Annotated in this window: 20 protein-coding genes; 8 read left to right on the top strand and 12 right to left on the bottom strand. The window is 44.2% G+C overall.

Annotation, left to right across the window (positions count from 1 at the left end; translation table 11 throughout):
- The first annotated feature begins 3 nt into the window (after positions 1-3).
- From nifK to HY035_07605, 8 genes are all read left to right on the top strand, one after another.
- Positions 4-1,509 carry a nitrogenase molybdenum-iron protein subunit beta gene (gene nifK / locus HY035_07640; GenBank protein ID MBI3378254.1) on the top strand — a complete coding sequence of 502 codons (1,506 nt, stop codon included), beginning with the start codon at positions 4-6 and terminating at the stop codon, positions 1,507-1,509.
- 125 nt (positions 1,510-1,634) lie between these two features.
- Positions 1,635-4,307: a nitrogenase iron-molybdenum cofactor biosynthesis protein NifE gene (gene nifE / locus HY035_07635; GenBank protein MBI3378253.1), complete on the top strand. Its 2,673-nt coding sequence runs from the start codon at positions 1,635-1,637 to the stop codon at positions 4,305-4,307.
- Positions 4,304-4,699, top strand: a complete 396-nt coding sequence (gene nifX, locus HY035_07630) for a nitrogen fixation protein NifX (GenBank protein MBI3378252.1) — start codon at positions 4,304-4,306, stop codon at positions 4,697-4,699. Before nifE ends, nifX begins: the two co-directional genes overlap by 4 nt.
- A 77-nt stretch (positions 4,700-4,776) precedes the next feature.
- Positions 4,777-5,094, top strand: a complete 318-nt coding sequence (locus HY035_07625) for a P-II family nitrogen regulator (GenBank protein MBI3378251.1) — start codon at positions 4,777-4,779, stop codon at positions 5,092-5,094.
- Positions 5,091-5,507, top strand: coding sequence for a P-II family nitrogen regulator (locus tag HY035_07620; GenBank protein ID MBI3378250.1), 417 nt, complete (start codon positions 5,091-5,093; stop codon positions 5,505-5,507). The genes HY035_07625 and HY035_07620 overlap by 4 nt, the downstream gene beginning before the upstream one ends.
- A 14-nt stretch (positions 5,508-5,521) precedes the next feature.
- Positions 5,522-5,797, top strand: a complete 276-nt coding sequence (gene fdxB / locus HY035_07615) for a ferredoxin III, nif-specific (protein MBI3378249.1) — start codon at positions 5,522-5,524, stop codon at positions 5,795-5,797.
- Between the two features lie 45 nt (positions 5,798-5,842).
- Complete coding sequence (nifB, locus tag HY035_07610; protein ID MBI3378248.1) at positions 5,843-6,724, top strand: nitrogenase cofactor biosynthesis protein NifB; 882 nt, start codon at positions 5,843-5,845, stop codon at positions 6,722-6,724.
- Between the two features lie 28 nt (positions 6,725-6,752).
- Entirely contained in the window at positions 6,753-7,490 is a 738-nt protein-coding gene (locus HY035_07605) for a HesA/MoeB/ThiF family protein (protein ID MBI3378247.1), read from the top strand.
- 107 nt (positions 7,491-7,597) lie between these two features.
- Here the strand turns inward: HY035_07605 and HY035_07600 are convergent, their stop codons facing one another.
- The 12 genes from HY035_07600 to HY035_07545 all read right to left on the bottom strand — a co-directional run bounded on the left by HY035_07600 (position 7,598) and on the right by HY035_07545 (position 23,539).
- Positions 7,598-9,721, bottom strand: coding sequence for a molybdopterin-dependent oxidoreductase (locus HY035_07600; protein MBI3378246.1), 2,124 nt, complete (start codon positions 9,719-9,721; stop codon positions 7,598-7,600).
- Positions 9,718-10,695: a glycosyltransferase gene (locus HY035_07595; protein ID MBI3378245.1), complete on the bottom strand. Its 978-nt coding sequence runs from the start codon at positions 10,693-10,695 to the stop codon at positions 9,718-9,720. The genes HY035_07600 and HY035_07595 overlap by 4 nt, the downstream gene beginning before the upstream one ends.
- 2 nt (positions 10,696-10,697) lie before the next feature.
- Positions 10,698-12,155 carry a radical SAM protein gene (locus HY035_07590; GenBank protein ID MBI3378244.1) on the bottom strand — a complete coding sequence of 486 codons (1,458 nt, stop codon included), beginning with the start codon at positions 12,153-12,155 and terminating at the stop codon, positions 10,698-10,700.
- Positions 12,156-13,400 carry a DUF362 domain-containing protein gene (locus HY035_07585; GenBank protein ID MBI3378243.1) on the bottom strand — a complete coding sequence of 415 codons (1,245 nt, stop codon included), beginning with the start codon at positions 13,398-13,400 and terminating at the stop codon, positions 12,156-12,158.
- A gap of 8 nt (positions 13,401-13,408) precedes the next feature.
- Positions 13,409-14,221, bottom strand: a complete 813-nt coding sequence (locus tag HY035_07580) for a hypothetical protein (GenBank protein ID MBI3378242.1) — start codon at positions 14,219-14,221, stop codon at positions 13,409-13,411.
- Positions 14,218-15,405, bottom strand: a complete 1,188-nt coding sequence (locus HY035_07575) for a glycosyltransferase family 9 protein (protein ID MBI3378241.1) — start codon at positions 15,403-15,405, stop codon at positions 14,218-14,220. The genes HY035_07580 and HY035_07575 overlap by 4 nt, the downstream gene beginning before the upstream one ends.
- Before the next feature lie 37 nt (positions 15,406-15,442).
- Positions 15,443-16,954 carry a B12-binding domain-containing radical SAM protein gene (locus HY035_07570; GenBank protein ID MBI3378240.1) on the bottom strand — a complete coding sequence of 504 codons (1,512 nt, stop codon included), beginning with the start codon at positions 16,952-16,954 and terminating at the stop codon, positions 15,443-15,445.
- A gap of 12 nt (positions 16,955-16,966) precedes the next feature.
- Positions 16,967-17,725, bottom strand: coding sequence for a class I SAM-dependent methyltransferase (locus HY035_07565; GenBank protein ID MBI3378239.1), 759 nt, complete (start codon positions 17,723-17,725; stop codon positions 16,967-16,969).
- The gene (locus HY035_07560; GenBank protein ID MBI3378238.1) at positions 17,722-18,945 is read right to left on the bottom strand and encodes an O-antigen ligase family protein; all 1,224 of its coding nucleotides are present in this window, start codon (positions 18,943-18,945) and stop codon (positions 17,722-17,724) included. Before HY035_07560 ends, HY035_07565 begins: the two co-directional genes overlap by 4 nt.
- 301 nt (positions 18,946-19,246) lie before the next feature.
- Entirely contained in the window at positions 19,247-20,560 is a 1,314-nt protein-coding gene (locus HY035_07555; protein MBI3378237.1) for a hypothetical protein, read from the bottom strand.
- Between the two features lie 352 nt (positions 20,561-20,912).
- A complete protein-coding gene (locus HY035_07550; protein MBI3378236.1) occupies positions 20,913-21,854 on the bottom strand; it encodes a lysophospholipid acyltransferase family protein in 942 nt (313 codons plus the stop codon).
- Positions 21,855-21,862: 8 nt separating this feature from the next.
- Positions 21,863-23,539: an alkaline phosphatase family protein gene (locus tag HY035_07545; protein ID MBI3378235.1), complete on the bottom strand. Its 1,677-nt coding sequence runs from the start codon at positions 23,537-23,539 to the stop codon at positions 21,863-21,865.
- Positions 23,540-23,555: the final 16 nt, after the last annotated feature.

Raw genomic sequence — 23,555 nt, 5'->3', positions numbered from 1 at the left:
GCCATGAGAATAAAAGACCATAGTGAGCTCTTTCAGGAGCAGGAGTATATCGAGCAGTTTGCCCGTAAAAAAGAGTTCGAGAACGGGCCTTCGGACGAAGAAATACAGAGGGTTTCCGCATGGACGAAGACAGAAGAATACAAAGAGCTTAACTTCAAAAGGCAGAACATCAAGATCAATCCTGCAAAAGCTTGTCAGCCGCTGGGGGCAATATTCTGCTCGTCGGGCTTTGAGGGCACAATGCCCTTTGTGCAGGGGGCACAGGGCTGCGCTGCATATTTCAGGAGCCATCTCAACAGGCACTTCAAGGAGCCCTTTGCCGCTATCTCCACTTCAATGACTGAAGACGCTGCTGTCTTCGGAGGGCTCAACAACATGCTTGAAGGCATGGAGAACGCATATAAGCTTTATAGTCCCAAAATGCTCGCAGTATGCACAACGTGTATGACCGAGGTAATAGGGGACGACCTTAACTCATATATCAGGACCGCGCGCGAAAAAGGCTTGATACCGAACGATTTGCCCGTGCCGTTTGCGCACACCCCGAGTTTTGTAGGCTCATATATAACCGGCTATGACAACATGATGAAAGGGATACTCTCGTCAATCACATCGGGGAAAAAAGGCGAGCCTAATGGAAAGATTAATATAATCCCCGGATTTGACACCTATACCGGCAACTACAGGGAATTAAAAAGACTGCTTGATATAATGGACGTCAAACACACAATACTTGCTGATGTGAGCGACATCTTCGATTCTCCGAATACCGGGGAATATAAGCTTTATCCTGGAGGCACTCCGCTTGTGGATGCGATGGATTCCATAAATGCGGAGGCAACTATTGCGTTACAGAAATATTCAACGCTCAAGACTATGGAATATATCGGGAAAGAATGGAATCAGAAGACCGCTGTTCTTACACCCATAGGCATAAAGAATACCGATAAGTTTTTTGAGGAGATAAGCAAAATTACCGGCAAGCCCGTGCCTCAGGAGATCGAGGACGAGCGCGGCAGGGCTGTGGACGCAATGATAGATTCTCACCCTTATGTGCATGGAAAGAGGTTCTCATTGGTCGGAGACCCTGATATGCTGATGGGGCTGGTGAGCTTCCTTATGGAGATGGGCGGCATCCCGGTGCATATCGTCTGTACCATGGGAGATAAAAAGTTTGAAGAGGATATGAATGCCCTTTTGAGCGAGAGTCCATTCGGAGCAGATGCCCATGTCTATGCAGGCAAGGATATGTGGCATCTAAGGTCTCTTCTGTTCACAGAGCCGGTTGATTTATTAATCGGAAATTCTTATGCAAAGTTCCTCTGGAGAGATACCGGCACGCCTCTTGTCAGAATAGGCTTCCCGCTTTTTGACAGGCATCACCTGCACAGGTATCCGGTAATCGGCTATCAGGGAGTGATAAATCTCGTTAACTGGGTTGTGAACACTGTTCTTGATGAAATGGACAGAAAGACTATGAATACTACGAGTTTTGATGTGATACGGTGATAGGGAATTATGAATAAACTCATATTACGTCATTTCCGCTTGTCGGGAATCCTTCCGAAGCACATGGAATCATTAAGAAAGATTCTGGACAAGCCAGAATGACAGCAATAAAAAGGTGAAAAAGAATGTTAACCAGCATTGATAAATTGCTGCAAAGCGGTTGCGATACGGAGAGCAAGCATAAAGTTTGCCGTTCCAGAGGCGGGGAATCATGCGCATTTGACGGCGCTATGATAGTCCTCCAGCCTATCGCCAATGCAGCACACCTTGTCCACGGCCCCATTGCGTGCTGCGGTAATTCATGGGAAGGAAGGGGCACGCTGTCGTCAAAGGGCAGCCTTCACAAGATTGGTTTTACAACAGATATGACCGAGATGGACATTATCTATGGCTCTGAGGAGAAACTTTACAATGCGATCTTGCAAACATATGAGTCGGTAAAGCCAAAGGCAATATTTGTTTATGCCACATGTGTAAGCGGACTTATTGGAGAGGATATAGAGACTGTCTGCAAAAAAGCGGAAGCAGAACTTGGTATTCGTGTCATTCCTGTTAATGCCCCGGGGTTCGTGGGGCCAAAAAACTTAGGGAACAGAATAGCAGGAGAGGTATTGCTCGACTATGTGATAGGAACCGGCGATCTGCCTGAAGGGGACAGTCCCGATTCTACGGCTTCGCTTCACTGCGCCCGTAAATCTGGGAGAGCCCCCTATAGTGAGGAGAGGTTAATAAATCTTATAGGCGAATACAACATTGCAGGCGATTTATGGCTCGTCGAGCCCGTGCTAAAAGATGCAGGAATACGGATTCTTTCGAGGATAACAGGCGATGCTGCTTTTGAGGAGATAACATACGCTCACAAGGCAAAGCTGAATGTAGTCGTATGCAGCAGGGCATTGATAAACATAGCAAGGGAGATGGAAAGAAAATATGGGATTCCTTATGTTGAAGTTTCTTTCTTTGGAAAGACAGAGATGTCGAAGGCATTAAAAGTTATAAGTTCAAAGTTGAAAGTTGAAAGTTCAAAGATTGAAGCAATCATTGCAAAGGAAGAAAAGCGGCTTCAAGAAAGATTGAAGACTTACGAACATTTAAGAGGCAAAAAGGCTGTGCTTTATACCGGAGGCGTGAAGAGCTGGTCTTTTATCTCTGCACTCCTTGATTTAGGGATTGAGATAGTGGCAGTAGGAACAAAGAAGAGTACCTTTGAGGATGAGGAGAAGATGAAGGAGATATTGGGGCAGGATGCGCCTCTTATTGAAGATGTAACACCCAAAAATCTGCTCAGACTTCTGAAAGAAAATAATGCAGATATACTTGTTGCGGGAGGAAGGAACCAGTACCTTGCAATAAAGGAAGGATATCCGTTTGTTGACGTGAATCAGGAAAGGCATACCGCGTACGCAGGATATGACGGGCTGGTAAATCTGGCGGAGCAGATAAGCAACGGCATAAGGTTTTATAGCAATCAGCAATCAGTCAACAGTCATACTCAGAGTCTTTGCGAGGCACGAAGTGCTGAAGCAATCTCAAAAGATAAGGGATTGCTTCGCTTTGCTCGCAATGACAGACAAGGGAATGATGTACTCATCAATCCCCTCAAACACTCACAGTCCATCGGCGCAGCAATCGCATTTCAGGGGATACATAAAGCTCTGCCTATTATTCACGGCGCGCAGGGATGCACATTTCTCGGAAAGGTTCTTCTGACAAAGCATTTCAGGGAGCCAATAGCGCTCGCATCCACAAAGCTCTTTACAGAGAATGTGGTTATGGGAAGCGAAGAAAATATAACGGAAGCGGTCAAGGGATTTATAGAAAAGAACAATCCTGAGCTAATCGGCATTCTCACATCAGGACTCTCAGAAGTAAAGGGTGATGATGCGGCAAGTGCAATTAAAAATTTAAAATTCAAAATTCAAGATTCAAGGTGCCAAATTATCAATGTTGCAACGCCTGATTATGAAGGAGGATTGGAAATAGGGTATGCAAAAGCAGTGGAAGCGCTTTTGCATATTGCTGAAAATTCGTTCACAGTTCACAGTTCACAGTTCACAGAAAGGCAGATCAATGTCATTGTCGGCTCGCATCTCACCCCTGCCGATTTCACAGAACTGAGGGAGATTATCGAGTCGTTCGGCTTAAGGTCTATAATTTTGCCTGACCTGTCAGCGCTCGACGGAAGCAGGCAGGGCCTGTCGGCCTTGTCTCTTGGAGGCACGAAGATTGATGAAATTAAGGAGATGTCGAAATCAGAGTTCACTATTGCCATAGGCGCAAGCATGGAGACTTCCGCTAAGCAGCTGAAAGACAGGTTCAACATAGAATACAAGGCGCTTGAAAGCATAGCAGGATTAAGGGATACGGATATGCTTATGGAAACGCTTTCGATGTTGAGCGGCAAGCCGATTCCCCAAAAATACGAGCGGCAGAGAAGGATTTTGATTGATGGTATGAGGGATGCTCATTTTTATTATGGCAGTAAAAAAATATGCACTGCACTTGAGCCTGACCTTTCAGTACAGACATCAAGATGGCTTGAAGAGATGGGCGCTGAGGTTTTTGAAGTCGATGTAAATAAAAGCGCCCTTTTCTCAATAGAAGGAGACTTCGATCTTCTCGTATCGAATTCCCATGCTGAAGATACGGCAAAGAGGCTCGGAGCGCCTTTGTATCAGATGGGGTTCCCTGTGTACAAGGTTTTGGGAAACAACCACAGGATTACTATCGGATACTGGGGAACGCTAACTATGATTAACGAAGCAGCTAATTTATTAGCTAAGGAGGTGCATCAATGAAGGTGGCATTCGCAACAACTGACGGCGTAAATGTGGATGAACATTTCGGAAGGGCGGGAATGTTTGCGGTGTATGAATTAACAAATGACGGTTATAAATTTCTTGAGATGAGAAAGTTTGCGGACGGAAGGGATTCGGCAATAGAGGAGACTAAGGGACTGGGGCAGGTGCATGACGACAGGGTACGGAGTAAAGTGGATAAACTGGCAGACTGCAAGATTGTGTATCTCACGGAAATAGGCGGGCCTTCTGCGGCGCGCCTTGCCAGAAAAGGGATTATGCCCATAAAGGTGAAGGAGGTTGTTTCCATTGAGGAGTCATTGAGAATGCTTCTTGAAACTGTAAAAAAATTGCCGCCGCCATGGCTAAAAAAGGCAATAAATAGTGAATAGTAAAAAATATTCTGTCATTCCCACGAAAGCTGGAATCCAGAAAAAAAAGACTAATAATTGAAAAGGAGGAAATGGAGATGAAGATGATTAGAGCATTCATTAGGCCGGAGAAAGAGCAAGAGGTAGTCTTGGCATTGGAAGGAGCGGGTTTCCCGTCTCTGACAAAGATGCCTGTGTTCGGAAGGGGAAAGCAGAAGGGGCTTCAGGTCGGCCCTGTACACTACGACGAACTCCCCAAGACACTTGTGATGATGGTCGTCAATGACAACGAAGTAGAAAGAGTGGTGAACATAATCTCTGATAAGGCAAAGACAGGCTTTATCGGCGACGGAAAGATATTTGTAAGTCCTGTTGAGGCGGCCTATACAGTCAGGACAGGAGAGGCGGGGTTATGAAAGAGATTTCCGCGATTATAAGGAGAGACAAGCTCCCTGAAACAAAGACAGCGCTTGACGAGTTGGGTTATCCGTCACTAACGATTCAGAGCGTTGATGGCAGAGGGAAACAGAAAGGCGCTATGTGCGCGGAGATGGATTCTGAGATGCCTGACAGTTATTGCACGGCAGTGAAACTGAAGCCTACTCCTTCGACATATGCGCTTGAGCATACGCTGCCTAAGGTAGCGCTGTATGTGCCGAAGAGGATGCTTACAATAGTTGTGCCTGACGATGTTGTGAGCAAGATTGTGAAGTCTATAATCAAGGTCAACAAGACAGGCCAGCACGGAGACGGTAAGATATTTGTTCTGCCGATAGAAGGCGCTGTGAGGGTAAGGACAGGAGAGCATGATGGAGAGGCGATAGCATAAAGAAAGGAGGACTTATGGCAATTATCGGATATACACGCGGCGGTCAGACATGGACGCCTAAATTTATAGAGTCCATTGATATTGAGAAATGTATAGGCTGCGGCCGGTGTTATAAAGTCTGCAGCAGGGATGTTCTTGAGCTTATAGAAAAGCCCTTTGAAGGAGAGGATGAATACGGAGATGATATGGGCAACAAGATAATGTCAATTGCCCATCCCGAAAACTGCATCGGCTGCGAAGCATGTTCAAGGGCCTGCACCAAAAAATGCCATGTTCACGTAGATATGTGAAAGTTGAGTTGCTCTAATAGAGATAAAAGCAAGGAGAGGTACAAGATGGTTATGAAAGGAAAGGACATTATAAGCAGTCATCCATGTTTTTCAAAGGAGGCGCATCACAAATTTGCAAGGATACATTTGCCGGTTGCTCCTGCCTGTAATATCCAGTGCAGGTATTGCATCAGGAAATACGACTGCGCCAATGAGTCGAGACCGGGGATTACAAGCAAGGTTATGTCTCCTTCAGAGGCTTTGGACAGGGTTAGAGTCCTATCTGACAGGCACGATAATATCAGCGTCATAGGTATTGCAGGCCCCGGAGACCCGCTTGCAAATGATGCAACATTTGAAACGCTTAACATGATACACAGGGAATTTCCTGAGATTATACTCTGCATTTCTACAAACGGCCTTTTATTGCCGGACAGGCTTGAGGACATGGTAAAGGCAGGAGTGAGAAGCATTACAATTACGATCAATGCAGTAATGCCCGAGGTGGCAGAAAAGATTTATTCATGGGCTTATTACAAGGGGAAGAAATATCTCGGAAGGGATGCTGCCGAACTCATTGTGAAGAATCAGGCAAGGGGATTGAGAAATGTCATAGATGCAGGGCTGATTGTGAAGGTTAACAGTGTTTTAATTCCTGGCGTGAATGATACAGAGATTCCCTTAATTGCATGGCTTGCTGGCACAAAAGGAGCTGATTTAATGAACATCATGCCTCTGATTCCGCAGGCCGAATTTGAGCATTTACAGAGGCCTTCAATGGAGATGATTAACAGCATGAGAGAGGAGTGTATTAAATATATTCCCCAGATGACACACTGCAGGCAGTGCAGGGCAGACGCCTTTGGAATTCTCGGAGAGGATAAGGATATGGAGCTTGAGGTATTAAATGCAATGATTGGAGAGGATTACTGTGATATTGTCAATTGAGAAAGATAGCAGATTATCAGAGGTAGAGATGGAGCGCTACCGCAGGCAGATGATGCTTCAGGGTTTTAATAGAGAGCATCAGGAGGTGCTCAAGGCGTCCACTGCTTTAATTGCCGGTATCGGGGGTCTTGGCGGGACTGCCGCGATGTATCTCGCAGTTGCCGGGATAGGCAGGATGGTCTTTGCGCATTATGGAAATCTCACACTTTCAAATATGAACAGACAGGTATTAATGAAGAATGAATGGATTGGCAAGAGCAGGGTCATTCAGGCAATGAAAACTATAGAAGAAATCAATCCTGATGTGCAAGTTGAAATATTTGATGAGAGGACTACGCCTGATAACGCGGAGAGGCTTCTTGAAAATGCGGATATAGCCTTATCAGCGCGTCCCAATTTTCAAGAAAGGCGTATTCTGAACAGCGCCTGTGTGAAGAAAGGAATTCCAATGGTTGAGGCGGCAATGAACGGTATGGAGGGATACCTCTTTAATGTCATTCCCGGACTAACACCGTGCCTTGCTTGTGTATTCCATGAGGATAACCCTGAGTGGGAAGAACTGGGCTTTCCTGTTCTTGGCGCTGTTTCAGGAATGCTCGGATGTCTTATGGCAATAGAGACGATTAAATTGCTTACAGGTTATGGAAAGCCGTTGCTTTCACAAATGTTAATGTATAACACCTTGAACATGGAATTCAAAAAACTTTCTCTCCATAAAGATGCGCACTGTTATGTGTGCGGGAACAGGAAAAGAGATTGTGGATAATGTTAGGGAAAACTCTGTTTTTCTTGCGTCTCTGCACAAGCAAAGTAGAGTCTTTGAGAAAAGAGGCGGAGCGATTCAGAACAAATAATTACTAAGATGCGATTTTCCTATCCCTCCTCTTTTTGAATCCGGCACAAAAGCCCTCTTAACTGATAGCTGCCAAAGGCAGGGTCATAGGGAGGGGCATTATTGGTCAGCAGATTGGCATTTGATTCCCATACCCCGTAATCAGGTCCCGGCTTTTCAGGGAACCACCATCCGTGTTCAACATTGATAACATCAGGATGAATATCTTCCGTGATTAATGCCTTTAACCGTATACGGCCCCGCGGTGAACTCACTATTACCCAGTCACCCTGTTTAATACCGTGTTTTATGGCTGTATGGGAGTGAATTTCCACCTGTGGATACGGCCTGCGGTTCCGCAGGGATTTTATCTGGCGGTGTTCGCTGTGAAAAAACTCCAGCCTTCTGCTTCCTGTAGTAAGTACATAAGGGAATTCCCTTGCAAGTTCAGGAGACTGCAACGGACTTTCAGGAGGTTCCTTGTAAGTCGGCAGCGGCTCATAACCCATTTTTTCAAGCGCCTTACAATAAAGCTCAACCTTCTTAGAAGGTGTTCGGAAACCGTCTTTTTCATATTTTTTATACACGTGAGGAGGGGACACAAAACCTCGTTCTTTAAGCTCATGGAAATTAATGCCCAGAGGAGACAACTGATAATTTATGATGTCTTTAAAACTCTGCTCCGAGCCGGGCAAGTTCAATCTCACGGAAAGTTCATCCATAATCCATTCATCCTGACGGCATTGCCCTGTCTCAGTTGTCTTTTGCTGTGCCATAACAATATTTTCAGCGACAAGCGGATAGCCGATAACCTGCTCTACCTCGGGCCAGAAGGCTGCAGGGAGTACATAGTCAGCTATAGCAGCAGTGGGCGTCATAAAAAGATCTGTTACAATTAGAAGGTCCAGTTTTTGGAGGGATTCATAGACTTCTCTGGAATTGGCGACTGTGGTCAACGGATTGTTTCCGAAAATCAGTAAGGCCCTTATCCTGTAAGGCTCTCCTGTCCGCATTGCCTTAAACAGCGCTGGGATGTGTGCAGAGGGCATGAATGCGCGCCAGCCGCCAAGGAGTTTGAAACTTTCAGCCCCAAGGCGTTTTTTTGACATGCCGTCAGGCAGTTTGTCCTTCAGGGTAGGGTAGCCGCGAACTATATTCATCCCTATGATATCACCGCCCGGAATGTCAATATTTCCTGTCAGGGCGCGCAGTATGGCTATGGACCTCACGGTTTGCAGTGAATTTGAATTTTGCTCAAGGCCCAGTCCCCATTCAAGCACTGCGGGTTTATTTACAGCATACATTTTTGCCGCCTTAACAATATCCGCCGCCGGTACCCATGTAATAGCCTCCGCCCATTCAGGAGTAAATGGGGCTACATGGCCTTTTAATTTGTCAAATCCAAAGGTCCATTTTTCTACAAATTCTTTGTCATAAATCTCTTCTTTTATGATCACATTAATCATGGCAAGCGCCAGTGCAGCATCAGTGCCGGGGCGCACCGGCAGCCACAGGGCGCATTTTTTTGCTGTTTCTGAACGCCTCGGGTCTATTGCTATGCCGATAGCGCCTTTATCCAGAGACCTTCTTACAACAATGGATAATTCCCCGTCAGGCCCTGAAATTAGCGGATTATGTCCCCAGAAGAGTATGCACTTTGGCTGGGTATCTCCGTAATAATCCCCGACGATAAAGTTACCGTAGGTAAGGTTGCTTACCGTGATACGCGGGATAAAACATTGTGCAAGCCCCGGCTCATACCAGTTCGGGGTGCCAAGCTGGTTTGCAAACCGTACGGTATGCATATAGTGGTGGCGTCCTGTACCCTGTCCTAATGCAACAGACTCGGCGCCTGATTCTTTCCTGATGGCATCAACCCTTGAGGCTATTTCATCAAGCGCCTGCTCCCATGAAATTTTTTCCCATTCCCCGCCGCCTCTTTCGCCTTTCCGTTTCAGCGGGTCTTTCAGTCGGTCAGGATGATTGGCAATTTCGGGAGTACTAAGCCCTTTGATGCACATCCAGCCCTTGCTTAAAGGCGATTCAGGGTCGCCTTTTACCTTGATCACCCTGTCGTCTTTTACATGGAGAATTGCCCCGCAGCCGCCATGACATATCCTGCAGACGCTTTTAAAAATCTGTTCGTTATTTTGTGAAGCTGTCATTTTAGATTTTTTTGTGATAGTATCGCCCAGAAAGTGCCTGTGCCCAGCGAAACTGCCCTCACCGATAGAAAAAATGGCGATAGCAGGGCGACAATTAAATCTCTTGTAAGCGCCAGCCTGATGAATGGGAGGGTTGACAGAATAAATAAAATCAGACAGAGGATTACAGGATAAAACATCAGATTTGGCAGTAACCATGTAAGAGGCAAGCATGTTAAGAATAAAAATAAAAAAAGTATTTGTAATTTTAAGCTCTGAGGAGTATATGAATCCTTCAACATCTTGTCTGGATATCTTTTATAGACAACCATTCTCCAGTATCCCCTCCAGAATTTAAGACGGGCATATCTCTTTACAGAATCGGGGTGGTTCAAATGATAAACAATTGCGTCAGGATTGAAAACCATTTTATAGCCCGACCGAGACATTTTGTATGAAAGTTCCGTATCTTCATTATTTGCAACAGGAAAAGACGGGTCAAAGCCGCCTAATGAAATAAAAACCGATTTCCTGTAACCTGCAGAATATGTATCTACCATATCAATAGATTCAGTTTTTTTCAGCATATTGAATCGTTCTTCAAATTCTATCTGCGCAAACCGCGCTGTCAGTGTTTTTTGCTCTGTTTTATATGCTCCTTTGACTGCCATAACCTCAGGATTATTGAAGGGCACGGCCATTTTTTCTATCCAGTTTTTTCCCGGGATGCAGTCAGAATCCGTAAAAAGTATTATCTCTCCCTTAGCCTCCTTGGCGCCTGCGTTTCTTGCTGTAGCAGGACCCTGATTTGTCTGGAAAAAATATCTTACGGAAAACTTTTTTGCTTTTTCAGCGGTGCTGTCCGTTGACCCGTCGTCAAGCACTATTATTTCGTAAGCCTCCTTCGGGACAGACTGATTCATTAAAGATTCAAGACATTTCCCAATCGTACCATCTGCATTATAAGCTGGAATTATGACCGAGTACAGTATCATTTTTACTCCGTAATATCGGAGCCTCTGAAGAGATATTTTAAAAATGTCTTTGCGGACTTGAGGGTCCTTCTGATCTCCCTCGGGGAAAAGACCATCTGCCTTATCTTGTAAAAAAGATACGCGGGCCTGAGATAAAATTTCCTTCTCGCGTCATCGCAGAATTTTACCATCTCACCGGGTGACAATTCCTGTGTTTTAATTACGGTGTTATGCAAGCCGCCGGGGGTGAGCCATTTGGAAAAGTCTTCCGTGATAAGGTATCCCCTGTCTTTATACCAATGGTAAGCCTCGGTTCCGGGATAGACCATCACAGGATAAAACTGCATTGTATCGGGATTAAGGCGTTTGGCAAGGTCAAGGGTTTGTTTCATTGTCTCTTTTGTCTCGCCTGGCAGACCGGCCATAAAACAGCCGTGAATAAGGATGCCCGCCTTTTTTGCATTTTTCATAAATTCAAACATTTTCTCACGTTTAATATTCTTTTTCATGTTGTCGAGGATCATCTGGCTCCCGCTTTCAAAGCCGACGCAGAATGACCTGCATCCCGCCTCTTTCATTATCTTCATTGTCTCAAAATCAAGCCCGACCCTGGCATTAGCAGTCCATGATATTTTTATCTTTTTCTTTATTATCCGCTCCGACAATTCAATGCATCTATTTTTGTTGACAGTAAGTGTATCATCCTCAAAAAAGATCGCCTTTGTTTGGGGGAAATTTTCCACGATATATTCTATTTCGTCGACGACATTCGTAACGCTCCTCGTTCGAAAGCCGCTGCCCATCAGCGTTTGAGGGTAGACGCAAAAGGTGCATTTAAAAGGACATCCCCTGCTTGTTGTAATCGTTACCATTGGATAAAGGGCGTTCGGATTAAAGTAGTTTTCTATTTTTAGGAATTTTTTGTAGACCCGGCTTACAAACGGCAGTTCATCCAAGTTTTCTATATATGACCTGTCAGGAATATGCGTTATTCCTTTACCGCTTCTAAAACTTATCCCCTTGACATTATTCAAGTCTCCGCCTTTTTCAAGTGTTTTGGCAAGGTCTAACAGTGTATAGTCGTACTCATGCCGTGCAATTGCATCAATCTTATTATTTAAATTCAGTGTTTCCTCAGGAAGCGCGGATACATGTGTGCCGACAAGGGCTATGAAAGACGAAGGGCATATCTCCTTTAATTTGCCTGCTATAGATGTATCGTTATAAATGCTGGGAGTGCTTGTGTCAATAACTATAATATCCGGCTGGAGTTTTTTAGCTTTCTCAGCAACATCTTCCATGCTGTAATCGTCAGCAGGCGCATCAATCAGTTCAACTTCAAATCCATTTTCCATTAAGACGCCTGCGGCATAAGCAAGCCACATGGGAAAGTAAAGGGTCCCGCTCTTTGTAACCGCAGGACTCCTCTGGGGCCTTGAAAATTTTTTCAAAAACGGCGGATTAAGCAATAGAATTTTCATTTACGCAACCTTTCTTGTTATATCGTCATATTGTCTGATCTGTTCTGTCAGAAAGCCAAGCTTTCCTCCAAACTCAATAGCCTTTGTAGGGCAAACTAAGAAACAATATAGACAGCCTATGCATCCATTATTACGGTGCTCTGCAAGCCCTTCAGGCAGCTCTAATCCCACAGGGCAGTAGTCTTTGCATTTTGTACAGCCTTTTGTACAACGCCCCTTGTCAAAAGAAAAACCTTCAAATGACATTTCCTCCTTAATAAAATTATCCTGCCTAAGTCCGGAAAGAAAAAGCAGTTTGCCAAATAACTCGGTTGCTGCCAGATAGGTAAAAAATTTTGTGTTGCGGACAGCCAGAAAATACTTCTGCCTTTTAGGACTGTGTATAAAAGAGGCGAAGAAATTTGCCTTTGGTTTTTCAAACTCTTTAATTAAGTCATTGATGTCCTGACTTTGTATGAATTCGTGATAGTCTTTGGTTATAAGGCCTTTGTCTTCAGCCAGTTTTAATGTGGTGATTAAGCGGTAATCAAAATTGGCAATTTTTGCACATAACAGGTCTATGAGATAGGGGTTAGCTCCTAAAATAATAATCCCCATTTTTTTAGGTTTGCCCCTTGTAGGCCCGAGTCCTTCCATGGCTATCAGGCCGTCAACTATATGAAAATTTGGCTTTAAATGCTCATTTATATTTAAGATATTCCGCGCCAGACTCTGGTGTGTCTTTTTCTTGTTTTCCTGACCCACAAGGCAGCCCATCAGGTTTTTAAGGCACACACTCATTCCGACTTCAAAATGAGTTTTGAGTTTAGGCATATTGATAATAAAATCCGCCTCTGCGCAATCTTTTGCAATACCTGCTTTGACTCCATTTTCAAAAGCAATATAAACCGGTTCCGCGAAATTAAAATCAATTGCCTTAACGCCATAATATTTTGCCAGTTCATCTATTTTAAGCCGGGAAATGACGCTGATATTATTTCTGTAATAACCGCTGTTAGTGCCTTCCCCTATTGCAATATTTTTATATCCATTAACTTTGAGGTATTCAATGACCGCTGCAAGAAGCCTCAAATCAGTTGTGTTTCCTGTAAGAGCGTTCATGTTGGCGTTAAGGTTTGGCTTAAGCAATATTTTTGATGTCTTTGATGCAGGAAGCAGCTCATGATATTCTTGAAGAGACAAAAAGAGCCTCTCCTTAATTTCTTTTGCTGAGTAAGCCGTTATAATGTTCAGTTTGAAAGCCATTTGCCAAATCATACCCTAATGCCGGTGACATCTTTTGAAAAAGTCAAAGGCTTGTCACAGCATTCAATATTATAATCTTTCCGGTAGTTAGAAATTATTTCGCTCACGGTCTGAATCCGATTGTCTCTATATTTCACGAACCTGAACCATTCCTTTATGATTTCAGGACTATTCTCAAAATCTATTTCATGGGTAACGACCCCAAAGATTTCATTATCAGCAGATTTATGATATTCCTTCTTAAGCTCTTTAATATTTTTCGCATCAGATAAAATAGACATTCCCGTCTGAATGACATTTTTGCCGTTAAGTGTAACGTTCTTTGGCCTTGTCCTCGAATGACGAATTTTTATTCCTTGTGTGTCGTATTTAATGCCGTCAGGGTAATCATGCGCTTCATCAGTTATGGTCCCTGTCAAAATCTGATACGGGTGAATAAGTTCATTTACAGTATTTATCATGTCCGTAACATTTCCGCGATATGAGGAATTATTTTCTTTCCCCCGCCTGTTTGTATATCCGTCCCAGTCGCGGTGATCATAACCGTGGTGATGAAGCCCGGCTTCGTGCCCATGTCTCTGCCATCCCTTGAATAAATTGAATTTGTATCTGTCATTCAGTATGTATTCAGCCCATTGCGGCGTAAATTGCAGGGTCAGCTTTGCATCATACCGGTCTGCTAATTTAATAAGATCAACAGTTGCAGGCCAGAAGGTATTTTGATATTCAAGGCGTCTTGTATCTCCGCCAACCTCAAAATGTATTACAAAAAAAGTGGAGAAGGGGGCTGAGAAACTTTCATGCTTTTTAGCGCTTTTCATCCTTTCAATATTTTTTCAGGCAACTTCAGACCCTTATCAGCTATTTCATTCATAATATCCTTAACAGCCTCACAAACATCATCAGTAGTTATAGCCGTCATACATTCATTATGCACCCTATGATTACAGACATCTTCATCGCAGGTGTATCTGCATGGAAAATCTTTTTCAACTACCCTGTGGATATTGCCATAGGGGCCTGTCTCATTGCTTTTAGATGGACCAAAAATAGCAACTGTCGGCGTCTTCATGGCAGAGGCAATATGAAGGGGAGCGGTGTCATTGCATATAAAGAGATTAAATCTTTTCAGCAGGCTTGCAAGAATCCGCAAGTCGGTTTTGCCGGTAAGACTGACTGCTTTGGCGCTCATTTTCCCCATAATGTCTTCAATCAATTTTATTTCTTCCCCTGAACCCGTAAAAATAACTTTAGCATTATATTTTGATATTATCCAGTCAGCAACCTCTGCGTATTTCCGGGCGGACCAGCACTTCAGGCCTTTCCTGCCTCCTGGATGGATGCCTATGACGGTGTCTGAATCGGCAATTCCCTGAGCAGTTAATAAGGCCTTGCCGAAGTTCCTTTCTTCCGCGGTTAAATACAAATCCCACGCAAATTTACCTGTTTCGGCTCCTAAAAATCTTACAATGTCAAGATGGTACTCTACCTTGTGTTTTATTTTCTCATAAGGGACAATCCCCGTTAAAAGAAACCCTCCTCCTGCTACTTTATAACTAACCCTATGCCTTGCCCTGCAGAGATATGCTATAAGAAGGATGTCTCTAATATCGCCCCTCGCCTCTATTACCAGATCAAACCTTCTATTCCTCAACCTCTTTAAAAAATCCCCGAACGTCTCGGATTTTTCATAAAACCAGAAAGCGTCATAAGTAATGACATCATCCACATACGGGTTGCCTTTAAAGAGGTCCTTCGCGGCGTTTGCGGTCAAAAACGTTATCTGTGAGCCCTGATAAAACTCTTTTAAGGGCTTGAGCATCGGGAGCGTCATTATTACATCGCCTATGTAAGCGGTGCGCACAACGAGTATTTCCTTAACCTCCTCTTTCCGAGGAGGCGAATCTTTCCTCAATATCCTCGCAGGCGTCCAGAGCGCATAACCGATTACATCCGCTATCATGGTTGCCACCCGTTTCTTTTTGTTAATTATTTTGTAGAACAAACTCTCGGTCCTGGTATCTTTCCTGTGATGGTATCTTCTATGTTTTCTTAAGCCTTTTTACTTTGGGCGCACAGAGGCCGTTGAGTGTCCGGTAAAGCGCACCCGCGAACATATCAGCGGCCTTTATCACAGGCACCATGAATTTATTATTAAGAAACAACAGAACCGGCCCACTTATAAGTATCCGGACCGTCCAGACAGGAAGCCATCCCTTTTTAATGAGCGAGAAGAGCACATTGAAATACCCGAAGCTGCGCCTTGTGTAGCTCCTATTGAGTATCTCCTTTTCCTCATCATTTATAAACCCATCCTTCTTTGCCATATCGTACATCTGTGTGCCCGGATAAAGCACAAGCGAGAATGTCTGCAAATTATAAGGCTTCGGTATCCTGGAGATAAAGCGTAGGGTCTCTACCTTGTCCCTGTCTGTCTCGTATGGTGTATCGAGTATGAAGTCATAATGCGGGGGTTCGAGCCTGTCCTTGTATTTGTTAATTATGTTCATGGCCTTTAAGACCCGCTCATTAGACATATTCTTGCGATTGAATAACGCCTGCACATGGCTGCTCCCTGTCTGAATACCCATCTGTACACCCCTTAAGCCCGTGTCCACAAGAAGGGCCATCTTCTCCTCGTTTATTGTCAGAGGGCTTCCGAGAGCGAAGAAAGGAAGCCCTATCTTCTCTTTATAAAGCTTGCAGAATTCTTTTGTCTTCTCAAGGTTTCTTGAAAAAAACGAGTCGTCCGAGAACCAAATGTGCCCCACAAACGGCATGGTCTTCTTTACAAAAAGTAACTCCTCCACAACATGCTCCGGACTCCTCCACCTGAGGTAATCGTGGCCTCCGTACATGTTCTTAAGCGTGTCGTTTACACAGTAGGAGCACTTATGGGGACAGCCCCTGCCTGACATGGTTTGGTAACCGCACTTTGATATGAAATTCGAAATGTAACTTTCCTCCATCATGGTCCTCATTAAATCCGTCGTCATCGCAGTGATAGCGCCGTTATGCATAACAAAATGGTTCTCCATGCTGTAATCGGGTATGGGGTATTTATCGAGATCATCCGAGAGCCTCTCAAGAGGGTTCCTTATGATATTTCCATCCCGCTTTACGCAGAGGCCCCTGACACCGTCATAGTCCTCCCTCCTCTCCATCCTGTTGAGAAGCTCAAGCATAACCTCTTCCCCATCACCGATACATACCATATCCGCGTGCATGAGGCACTGCTCAGGCATTACAGTCGCGTGCACGCCGCCCCAAATGACAGGCTTTTTAAGCCTCTTTATCTTCTCGGTGATCTCGATAGCGCTCTGATAGAAGTTCGTCATGAGCGTTACGCCGATTATATCGGCATCAGCGCATAAAGGGATTATCCCCTCAAGGACACTATCGTTGTATCTCTTCGTATCGGCGATATCATCACCGCAAGGGTCAGGCAAAAAGATTATCTGTGTCTTGTGGCCGTGTTCCTTGACGTAAGAAGAGATATTTCTTATGCCGAAAGCAGTTATATCCGGATACGGCGAGATGAAAGTTATCTTCATGCATTAGCCTCTTTAACTTTTGTCTCTCTTAACATAATGGACAATCACATGCATCTTCAATGGCCTCAATATCCTGAAAGAGGTTGCAAGCTCATATACCACTGTCAAAGGGAAGATGAACTTCGAAAATACGAAGAACGAAGGGTCCCCTACATAGCCTGTAAACTTCTTCTCAAACCCCAACTCCCTCAATGCCTTATCGAGCTTGCCGACCGAATTGCATTTATAGTATGTCGGGAACGTGTCCTCCTCTATCTCCGGCGGAAGCGCCCTCTTTTTAATCCTGTCCCTTATACCTTCTGGCATCACCGCATTAAAGAACATGAGCGGGTTATATACGCTGTTCGTTACGAGTATCAGGCTCCCGTTATTCTTCAACACATTCCTAAATTCGCTGAATGCCTTTTTGGGCTCCGAGAGGTGCTCAACGACCCACTGCGAGACTATCACATCAAATGTCTCCTCCTTGAACGGAATGCTGTAAACGCCTGAGACGACCTTGTAGTCCATAGCGGCATTTTGCTTAATAGCGCTCAACTGCATGTCCATGCCCACGGTATAGGCAGTCTTACCCCTGTACTTGTTCATGATACCCTTTTTACCGCACCCCGCATCGAGCACCTTAATGTCCTTCCTTATGAGCGGGGCAAGACATTCGTCATAATAATCATGCACGCTGCTTAAGGAGTTAAAAATAGACTGCAGGAACTTCGGGTGCCTGCTCAGGCTGGCCTCTTTTTTCCTCTTCTCAATTTCGTCAAAGTATCTCAAGCTGAACCTTCTTCAGTATGGGTTTGAAGTTCCTGCCTTGCTAAACTTGCGGTTGGAATAGCCATGCCTAGAAAGAACCATATCAGCGTTCTTTTATACTCAAAATCCACAAGCCCATGCACTCCAATGGCTACAATCCCTCCCAAAATGGCTATACGCATAATTTGCATGTAGGACGATTGGTCTCCCTGTGGAACTATAAAACATCTGTAGAGGCTCATTATCAAACTGATCAGAATGCCTACTCCTATTACGCCAAAATCAAAAAGGAACGAAAAATATAGGCTATGAGAATGAACCTTTTTTAGATAATAATTGAAATTTCCCACCCCAAGGCCGAGAAACAATGTCTTTTTAAGCTTTTTAAATCCCTTCTTCCACATATGGACCCTGTCAGGCGCGACTTGCTTTGAGCTGCTCACGGTCTCAACTCCCCTGACCAACAGCCGAGGGGAGACCTTCGTGCGCATGACCGAGTTTAATATCGTGTTCTGCGCCTCAAAAATAGCAAATACGGATAAAAGGAAAATTATGCATATTAAGAAAAAGTGCCTGTTGTATTTTCTCGTGAAAAGGAAAATGAAAAAGGCCATAATAATCAGCACGCCAGTGCCGCCTCGTGACATGGCCAGAAGATTTGCAGCAATAGACAGGATTGATATAACAATCAGGATCAGCCTTCTAAATAATTTATTTTCCCAGGCAAAAAGTCCTATCGCGACCGCAAGTGTAAGGTTCATAAGAAGTGCTGATTCATGAGCATAGGTAAAAGCGCTCCCTCTTTTAATGTATCCGTCTGTTTCATATCCTGTCATAAGCTCTAATACGAATGCAAAATTCTTTGAAATGGAGTGCTGGTACACGAAAAGACCAGATGGGGGGTAGACTACAAAGTAGAGCAGGATGGTAATCAAAGCCTGAAGTCCGCCGGATATAACCCAGCACCACATTACTTTTCTGTGCATTTTTTCATCTTCAATGGAATTCACGAACAGGCTGAACAGACACGCGTTCAAAAAGACTATAAAAAGTTGAACAGTACTGTGCTCCAGATTTTGGGTATATAGCAATGTAGTGGCTCCATAAAGGAAAAGAATGATATTCGCTATGGCGAAAGGATTTCTAATGCCCTTTGATTTTATTACAGAGATCGTTGCAAGCATCATTCCAAGGAATGAGATTATAATTATTGGTGCGAAAATCGGTATTCTGTCGTTCATCGCAATGGAAAAGTGTATATTCTGCAGATCCTTGACCATAATACCAACGCTTCCGGCGCTGAAAGGAACGAGAAAGACCAACAGATAAACAGTCCACTTGTATTTTATAAAAAGAATGCAAGCCGCCAGAGAAGCAAGTAGTATCGGTATCAGGATATACCATTTAATAAAAGTAGATAAGACGGCTATTATAAATAGGACGAGCGCAAAAACGGACCACTTTAGAACAGCAGCCATACGCTCGAATTTTATAGAGTTGCAAGCTTCATAAACAGAATTCATAATGTTAGCCATACTAATTCTATTCGGTTAAGAAAACAGGCTCCCTTCCAATTTCGAAAGTGATCTTTCCATTCGATGCTTTTTTAATCTCAGTCCCTGAAATAGTTTCTACTTTCACGGACTTCGCTTTGCCTACCTCAAGGGTAACCGGCTGAGGCGCTACTATCTTCTTACTCGTTACAGCGGGCATATACATCTCATCCGTAGTATCGTAAAGTAAGGGATTTAGTGCGATCCATGCCCTGTGCCCCTTTTTATTTTTGAATTCCTCGATCCAAGGATTACTTGAATTAACCTTTCCGGAAATGGATCGAGAATATATCGGATATTCTTTTAGCAGCGCGACGAGGCGCTTCACTGCATAATACTGTTTCCTTTTGGCGCCGGTTTTGTCGTCTATTAATCCTGCAGTGCCCTGTGTCCTGACGCCTGTTATTATCTTCGCGCCGATGTTGAATTTCTGCGAGTTTGAAAGTGTGTGAATATAACTTTCCACCCATAGAACAGAGGCTTCATCCTCGTCAAGCCAGTTCCAGTTTTTCTTGCCGTTAAGCAAAAAAGGCGTGTCTACAAATCCTTCGGATATTAAAATTGGCCTGTCGCCGTAACCGTATTCGATGAGGATAGAGCGGTAAGTCTCAAAAAAATAATACTCCGAAGCCAGATCTCCTGGCCTGGTTCCCTGCAAGTAGGACGTGTTCTTGGGATAATCATGGAACATGAATACGTCAAATTTCGGTCTTGCCTCAAAATACGCCTTATAGAATGCCTTCGTATATCTTTCCACATGCTGCCTGCTCTCGTTGATAAATCCGGCTGAGCCAATTACGATATCCGGGTATACTGACTTGATCCTGTCGTACGCGGCATTGTCGACCCGTACCAGATCTAGTGCTGTAGCCCGCCACGGGGCGCGGCTCCAGGTACCACTCCCGTCATTTTCCTGATTCGGTTCGTTCTGTAATTCAATATAGCCGATACGCATGCTCTCCTTGTATCTCCTTATGAACTGATAGACAAATTCCGCGTAGGCTTTTGCGTTCTTTTGCCTTTCAATATCGATAGGAGAAATGAACATGGGGATTATCGAGATACCATATTTCATGGACAGACCGGCAAGGTTGTCGTAATCTATCTTTCTGTCCCCTGAAATCTTTTTTTGCCAAAACCAGCTTGTATCATCCGGATGGACGAAGTCCATCGTTACGAATATTTTGAGATGGGTGAATCCAATATCTCTGGCGACTTCGAAATATCCATCGAGCTTTTCGACCTTTTCAGTATCGGGGCCGGATATTTTAAGGCCATAAATAAACGGGATATGCTTTTCCACCTGTCCAGGCTCCTGCGCAACGGAGAATGTGAAAAGGCTTAAAAGGACAAAAACCATGCTTATAATTGAAACGCTTGTTTTCGTAAAGCCCTCCTGCTTCTCCCGAAAAAAACTTTGCGTGCGCTTAAGTCTGATAACCCGTACCTTTTGGTCTCCAAGTATCCTCTTGATCGCTGCTTTAGGACGAAATCCATGGAATCGATATTTGTTCAGCAGTTCCCTCTTTTTTCCGTTTTGTTATCATACCGATTTTTTGCCCCTTCTGCAACCTCGTTTCCACTTATCTGATGCCATGTTATGCAGAATTAATCACTATTTTTCCCACACTCTTCCACGATGAGCCTAAACCTGATTAAGGCAGTATGGAAGATTCCAGAATTCCATTTTGAACCCGTTCTCTCATTATCTGCAAGATCATCCCAAAATGACATGGGAATCTGAGGATATATGATTCAAAACTTCTTGCGAGCTTCTGAGTATTGACCGCAATCGTCTTTTCCTCGTCCTTAAAATAATCAAGCTCTATGGGCGACTCGAGAATCAGCTTATGGGTATTATCCCTGTTCCTGATGATAAAGGTCGGAATGATAGGTGCGCCCGTCTTCAATGCTATCCTTACAGGTCCCGGAGACAGTGTTGTCTCCATATTGAACATATTGACCTTGATCCATTTTTTTCCAACCCTGCCGTCCATCGCTATGGCTACCAGTTCGTTCCTTTTAAGAGCTTTAAGGGCAGCATGAAGAGATTGGTGCGCGCTTAAAAATGTGATAGGCAAACTGCTCGAATCCTTTCTTCTTATCTCGACCACCCTTTCGTATACTGGTGAGTCCAATTGTTTGACAACTCCCGGGCCGCCTGTAAGCTGGTTTACGAGATACCCTCTATAAGCAAGGGCGAGCGGGACAAGAAGGTGGGAGCCGAAATGGGATAAAAGTATTATAGCCCCTTTGCCCTCCTTGACTGCCTGATTCAGATATTCCAATCCTTCGATAGAAACGACCCGTTCAAGCCTTTCTTTGGTAAAATCACCGAAGATTACATTCTCAACCTGTCTTTTGTAATAAATAATGAAACTCTTATGCGCCATACTTTGCAGTTGTTTTTTAGATCCGTCCTTAAAGATTTTCTTAAGCTCGCTAATAAGCGTTTTTCTCTTTTTCGTGGCGCAAAGGTATGCAACCGTTGCGCTTATGGATGCCGCTCTGTACATGATTTTTAAAGGAATAAACCTAAGAATGGGGCGAAGGACAACCCATACGAACCATATAATTGTGTGTTTAACTGCCCTCATAAATCGCTTCATTCTATGTAACCCAGCGCCTTGAGGTTCTCGTGGACATTGTCCTCGTCTGACTTAGAATAGCCGTCTTTTTTATCACTATCGCTACGCCCTTTGGTGAACTTCACAGGATTTTTTTTAAGGAAGTCCTCGTCAAAAACCTCGGTCAGGACCTTGCCGTCAATGTCGTTAGGAACGGGAGAGTTCATCAAATGGAGAATAGTTGGCGCCAAATCTATGATTTCAGCGCCTTTGATCTCTTTTCCCTTCCTTATATGCTTGCCCTTTATTAAGAAAATTCCATGTGGAAAATGGTTGCCGGTTCGCGGATCATCGACGTATTTTTCTGTCACCCTGACCTCAACCCCGTCCTCTCTGAGACAAGCCAAGCCTGAAAGCACTACCCCCTCTTTCCACCATATAACGATGTCAGGGGCATTAGAAACATGCTTTCCATGATATACTTCCTCACCTTTGAAAACTTTCTCTATAACCCTCTGCCCTGTTTTTACATCTCTGCACTCGTAGAGTTTCTCAATAAGATTATTTCTCAATTGCTCGTATTCTTCACCATGGGAAATGATGCCGAAAGGCTCCCTTCCTTTTAGATTTATCCTCGGCTCATAATGGAAGAAAACTTTAGTTCTCGCCCAGTCATATGAAGAGAACCGCCAAGTAGATTCAACTTTATCCCTCAGATTCGGTACTAATCTGTTGAGAAATCCTTTGACACGCATATTTAGATGCTTGTTCATCTGATTATATATCGACTTGAGCGCTGCGGTTTGCATAGTTCTCAGTAAATTAACAGAGTATGATTTTTCGTTCTCTACGGCAAAGCGCATCTTTTTTAACCACAGAGGAAGGTATTGGGTCGCACCGTGGTTGGGACCATGTCCATGATCGGACATCACTATTATCGTCGTTTCCTCTCCTATTTTTTCGATTAATTCGGATATGATGCGATCGCATCGCTCGTAAATGTTAAAAATAGCGTCACGGCATTCTGTAGCGGCATGAGGATCGTGAAGAGGGTGTTGGGGATCCATGTAGTGCCAGAAATAATGCTGCACCTGATCTGTCGCGATAAAAAAAGCTATCAGCAGGTCCCAGTCACGGGTTTCCATAAGATATTTAGAAACCTTCGCATGCGCGTCAAGACTGTTTTTGATTGCCTCTATCGCCAGAGAGGGTTTATTCTCCACCATATACTTTTTAACCGTCGGGAAAAGAGGGTAACCCCCAAATTTTTTCAGTATCTCATCTATCATCTCAGGGGGATGTGAAAACCCCTTGCTTTTGACAGTAGGAGCGTTCCAGCCTGATATCATAAAGCCATCAAGTGTGTCGGCTGGGTAAGTCATGGGTACATTAAGCACCCCGGCCTTCTTTCCTGACTTGTTTAAAAGTCCCCAAAGAGTTTCTCCATCCCTGTCTATAGAACTATAGTAGTGGAGCTTAAGGGTGTTCGGCACAAAATCGAGAAAATTATAAAGGCCGTGCTTGCCCGGATTTTTGCCAGTGGCAAAAGATGTCCATGCAGATGGACTCATCATGTCAGGAGTTGATATTAACTCGCCGTAACACCCCTCTTCCATGAGCCTTGCGAGCGCAGGGAGTCTCCCCTCCCTGACCCACGGTCTTATTAGGTTGAATGTGGCTCCGTCAAGGCCGATGACAATTACCTTTTCTCTCATTTATTCCCCCTGTAAT

This window comes from Nitrospirota bacterium, assembly GCA_016195565.1.
In the GTDB taxonomy this organism is placed as follows: domain Bacteria; phylum Nitrospirota; class Thermodesulfovibrionia; order Thermodesulfovibrionales; family UBA1546; genus UBA1546.
Note: the sequence above shows the minus strand (reverse complement) of the source record. Positions and strands in the feature narration are given on the sequence as shown.

Coding starts and splice junctions, on each gene's coding strand:
- HY035_07580 (MBI3378242.1), bottom strand. CDS start 14,221: ATGAAAAGCGCTAAAAAGCATGAAAGTTTCTCAGCCCCCTTCTCCACT.
- fdxB (MBI3378249.1), top strand. CDS start 5,522: ATGGCAATTATCGGATATACACGCGGCGGTCAGACATGGACGCCTAAA.
- HY035_07590 (MBI3378244.1), bottom strand. CDS start 12,155: ATGAAAATTCTATTGCTTAATCCGCCGTTTTTGAAAAAATTTTCAAGG.
- HY035_07625 (MBI3378251.1), top strand. CDS start 4,777: ATGAAGATGATTAGAGCATTCATTAGGCCGGAGAAAGAGCAAGAGGTA.
- HY035_07600 (MBI3378246.1), bottom strand. CDS start 9,721: ATGACAGCTTCACAAAATAACGAACAGATTTTTAAAAGCGTCTGCAGG.
- HY035_07605 (MBI3378247.1), top strand. CDS start 6,753: ATGGAGCGCTACCGCAGGCAGATGATGCTTCAGGGTTTTAATAGAGAG.
- nifX (MBI3378252.1), top strand. CDS start 4,304: ATGAAGGTGGCATTCGCAACAACTGACGGCGTAAATGTGGATGAACAT.
- HY035_07545 (MBI3378235.1), bottom strand. CDS start 23,539: ATGAGAGAAAAGGTAATTGTCATCGGCCTTGACGGAGCCACATTCAAC.
- HY035_07560 (MBI3378238.1), bottom strand. CDS start 18,945: ATGAACGACAGAATACCGATTTTCGCACCAATAATTATAATCTCATTC.
- HY035_07595 (MBI3378245.1), bottom strand. CDS start 10,695: ATGATACTGTACTCGGTCATAATTCCAGCTTATAATGCAGATGGTACG.
- HY035_07585 (MBI3378243.1), bottom strand. CDS start 13,400: ATGGCTTTCAAACTGAACATTATAACGGCTTACTCAGCAAAAGAAATT.
- HY035_07620 (MBI3378250.1), top strand. CDS start 5,091: ATGAAAGAGATTTCCGCGATTATAAGGAGAGACAAGCTCCCTGAAACA.
- nifE (MBI3378253.1), top strand. CDS start 1,635: ATGTTAACCAGCATTGATAAATTGCTGCAAAGCGGTTGCGATACGGAG.
- nifK (MBI3378254.1), top strand. CDS start 4: ATGAGAATAAAAGACCATAGTGAGCTCTTTCAGGAGCAGGAGTATATC.
- HY035_07570 (MBI3378240.1), bottom strand. CDS start 16,954: ATGAAGATAACTTTCATCTCGCCGTATCCGGATATAACTGCTTTCGGC.
- HY035_07550 (MBI3378236.1), bottom strand. CDS start 21,854: ATGAGGGCAGTTAAACACACAATTATATGGTTCGTATGGGTTGTCCTT.
- nifB (MBI3378248.1), top strand. CDS start 5,843: ATGGTTATGAAAGGAAAGGACATTATAAGCAGTCATCCATGTTTTTCA.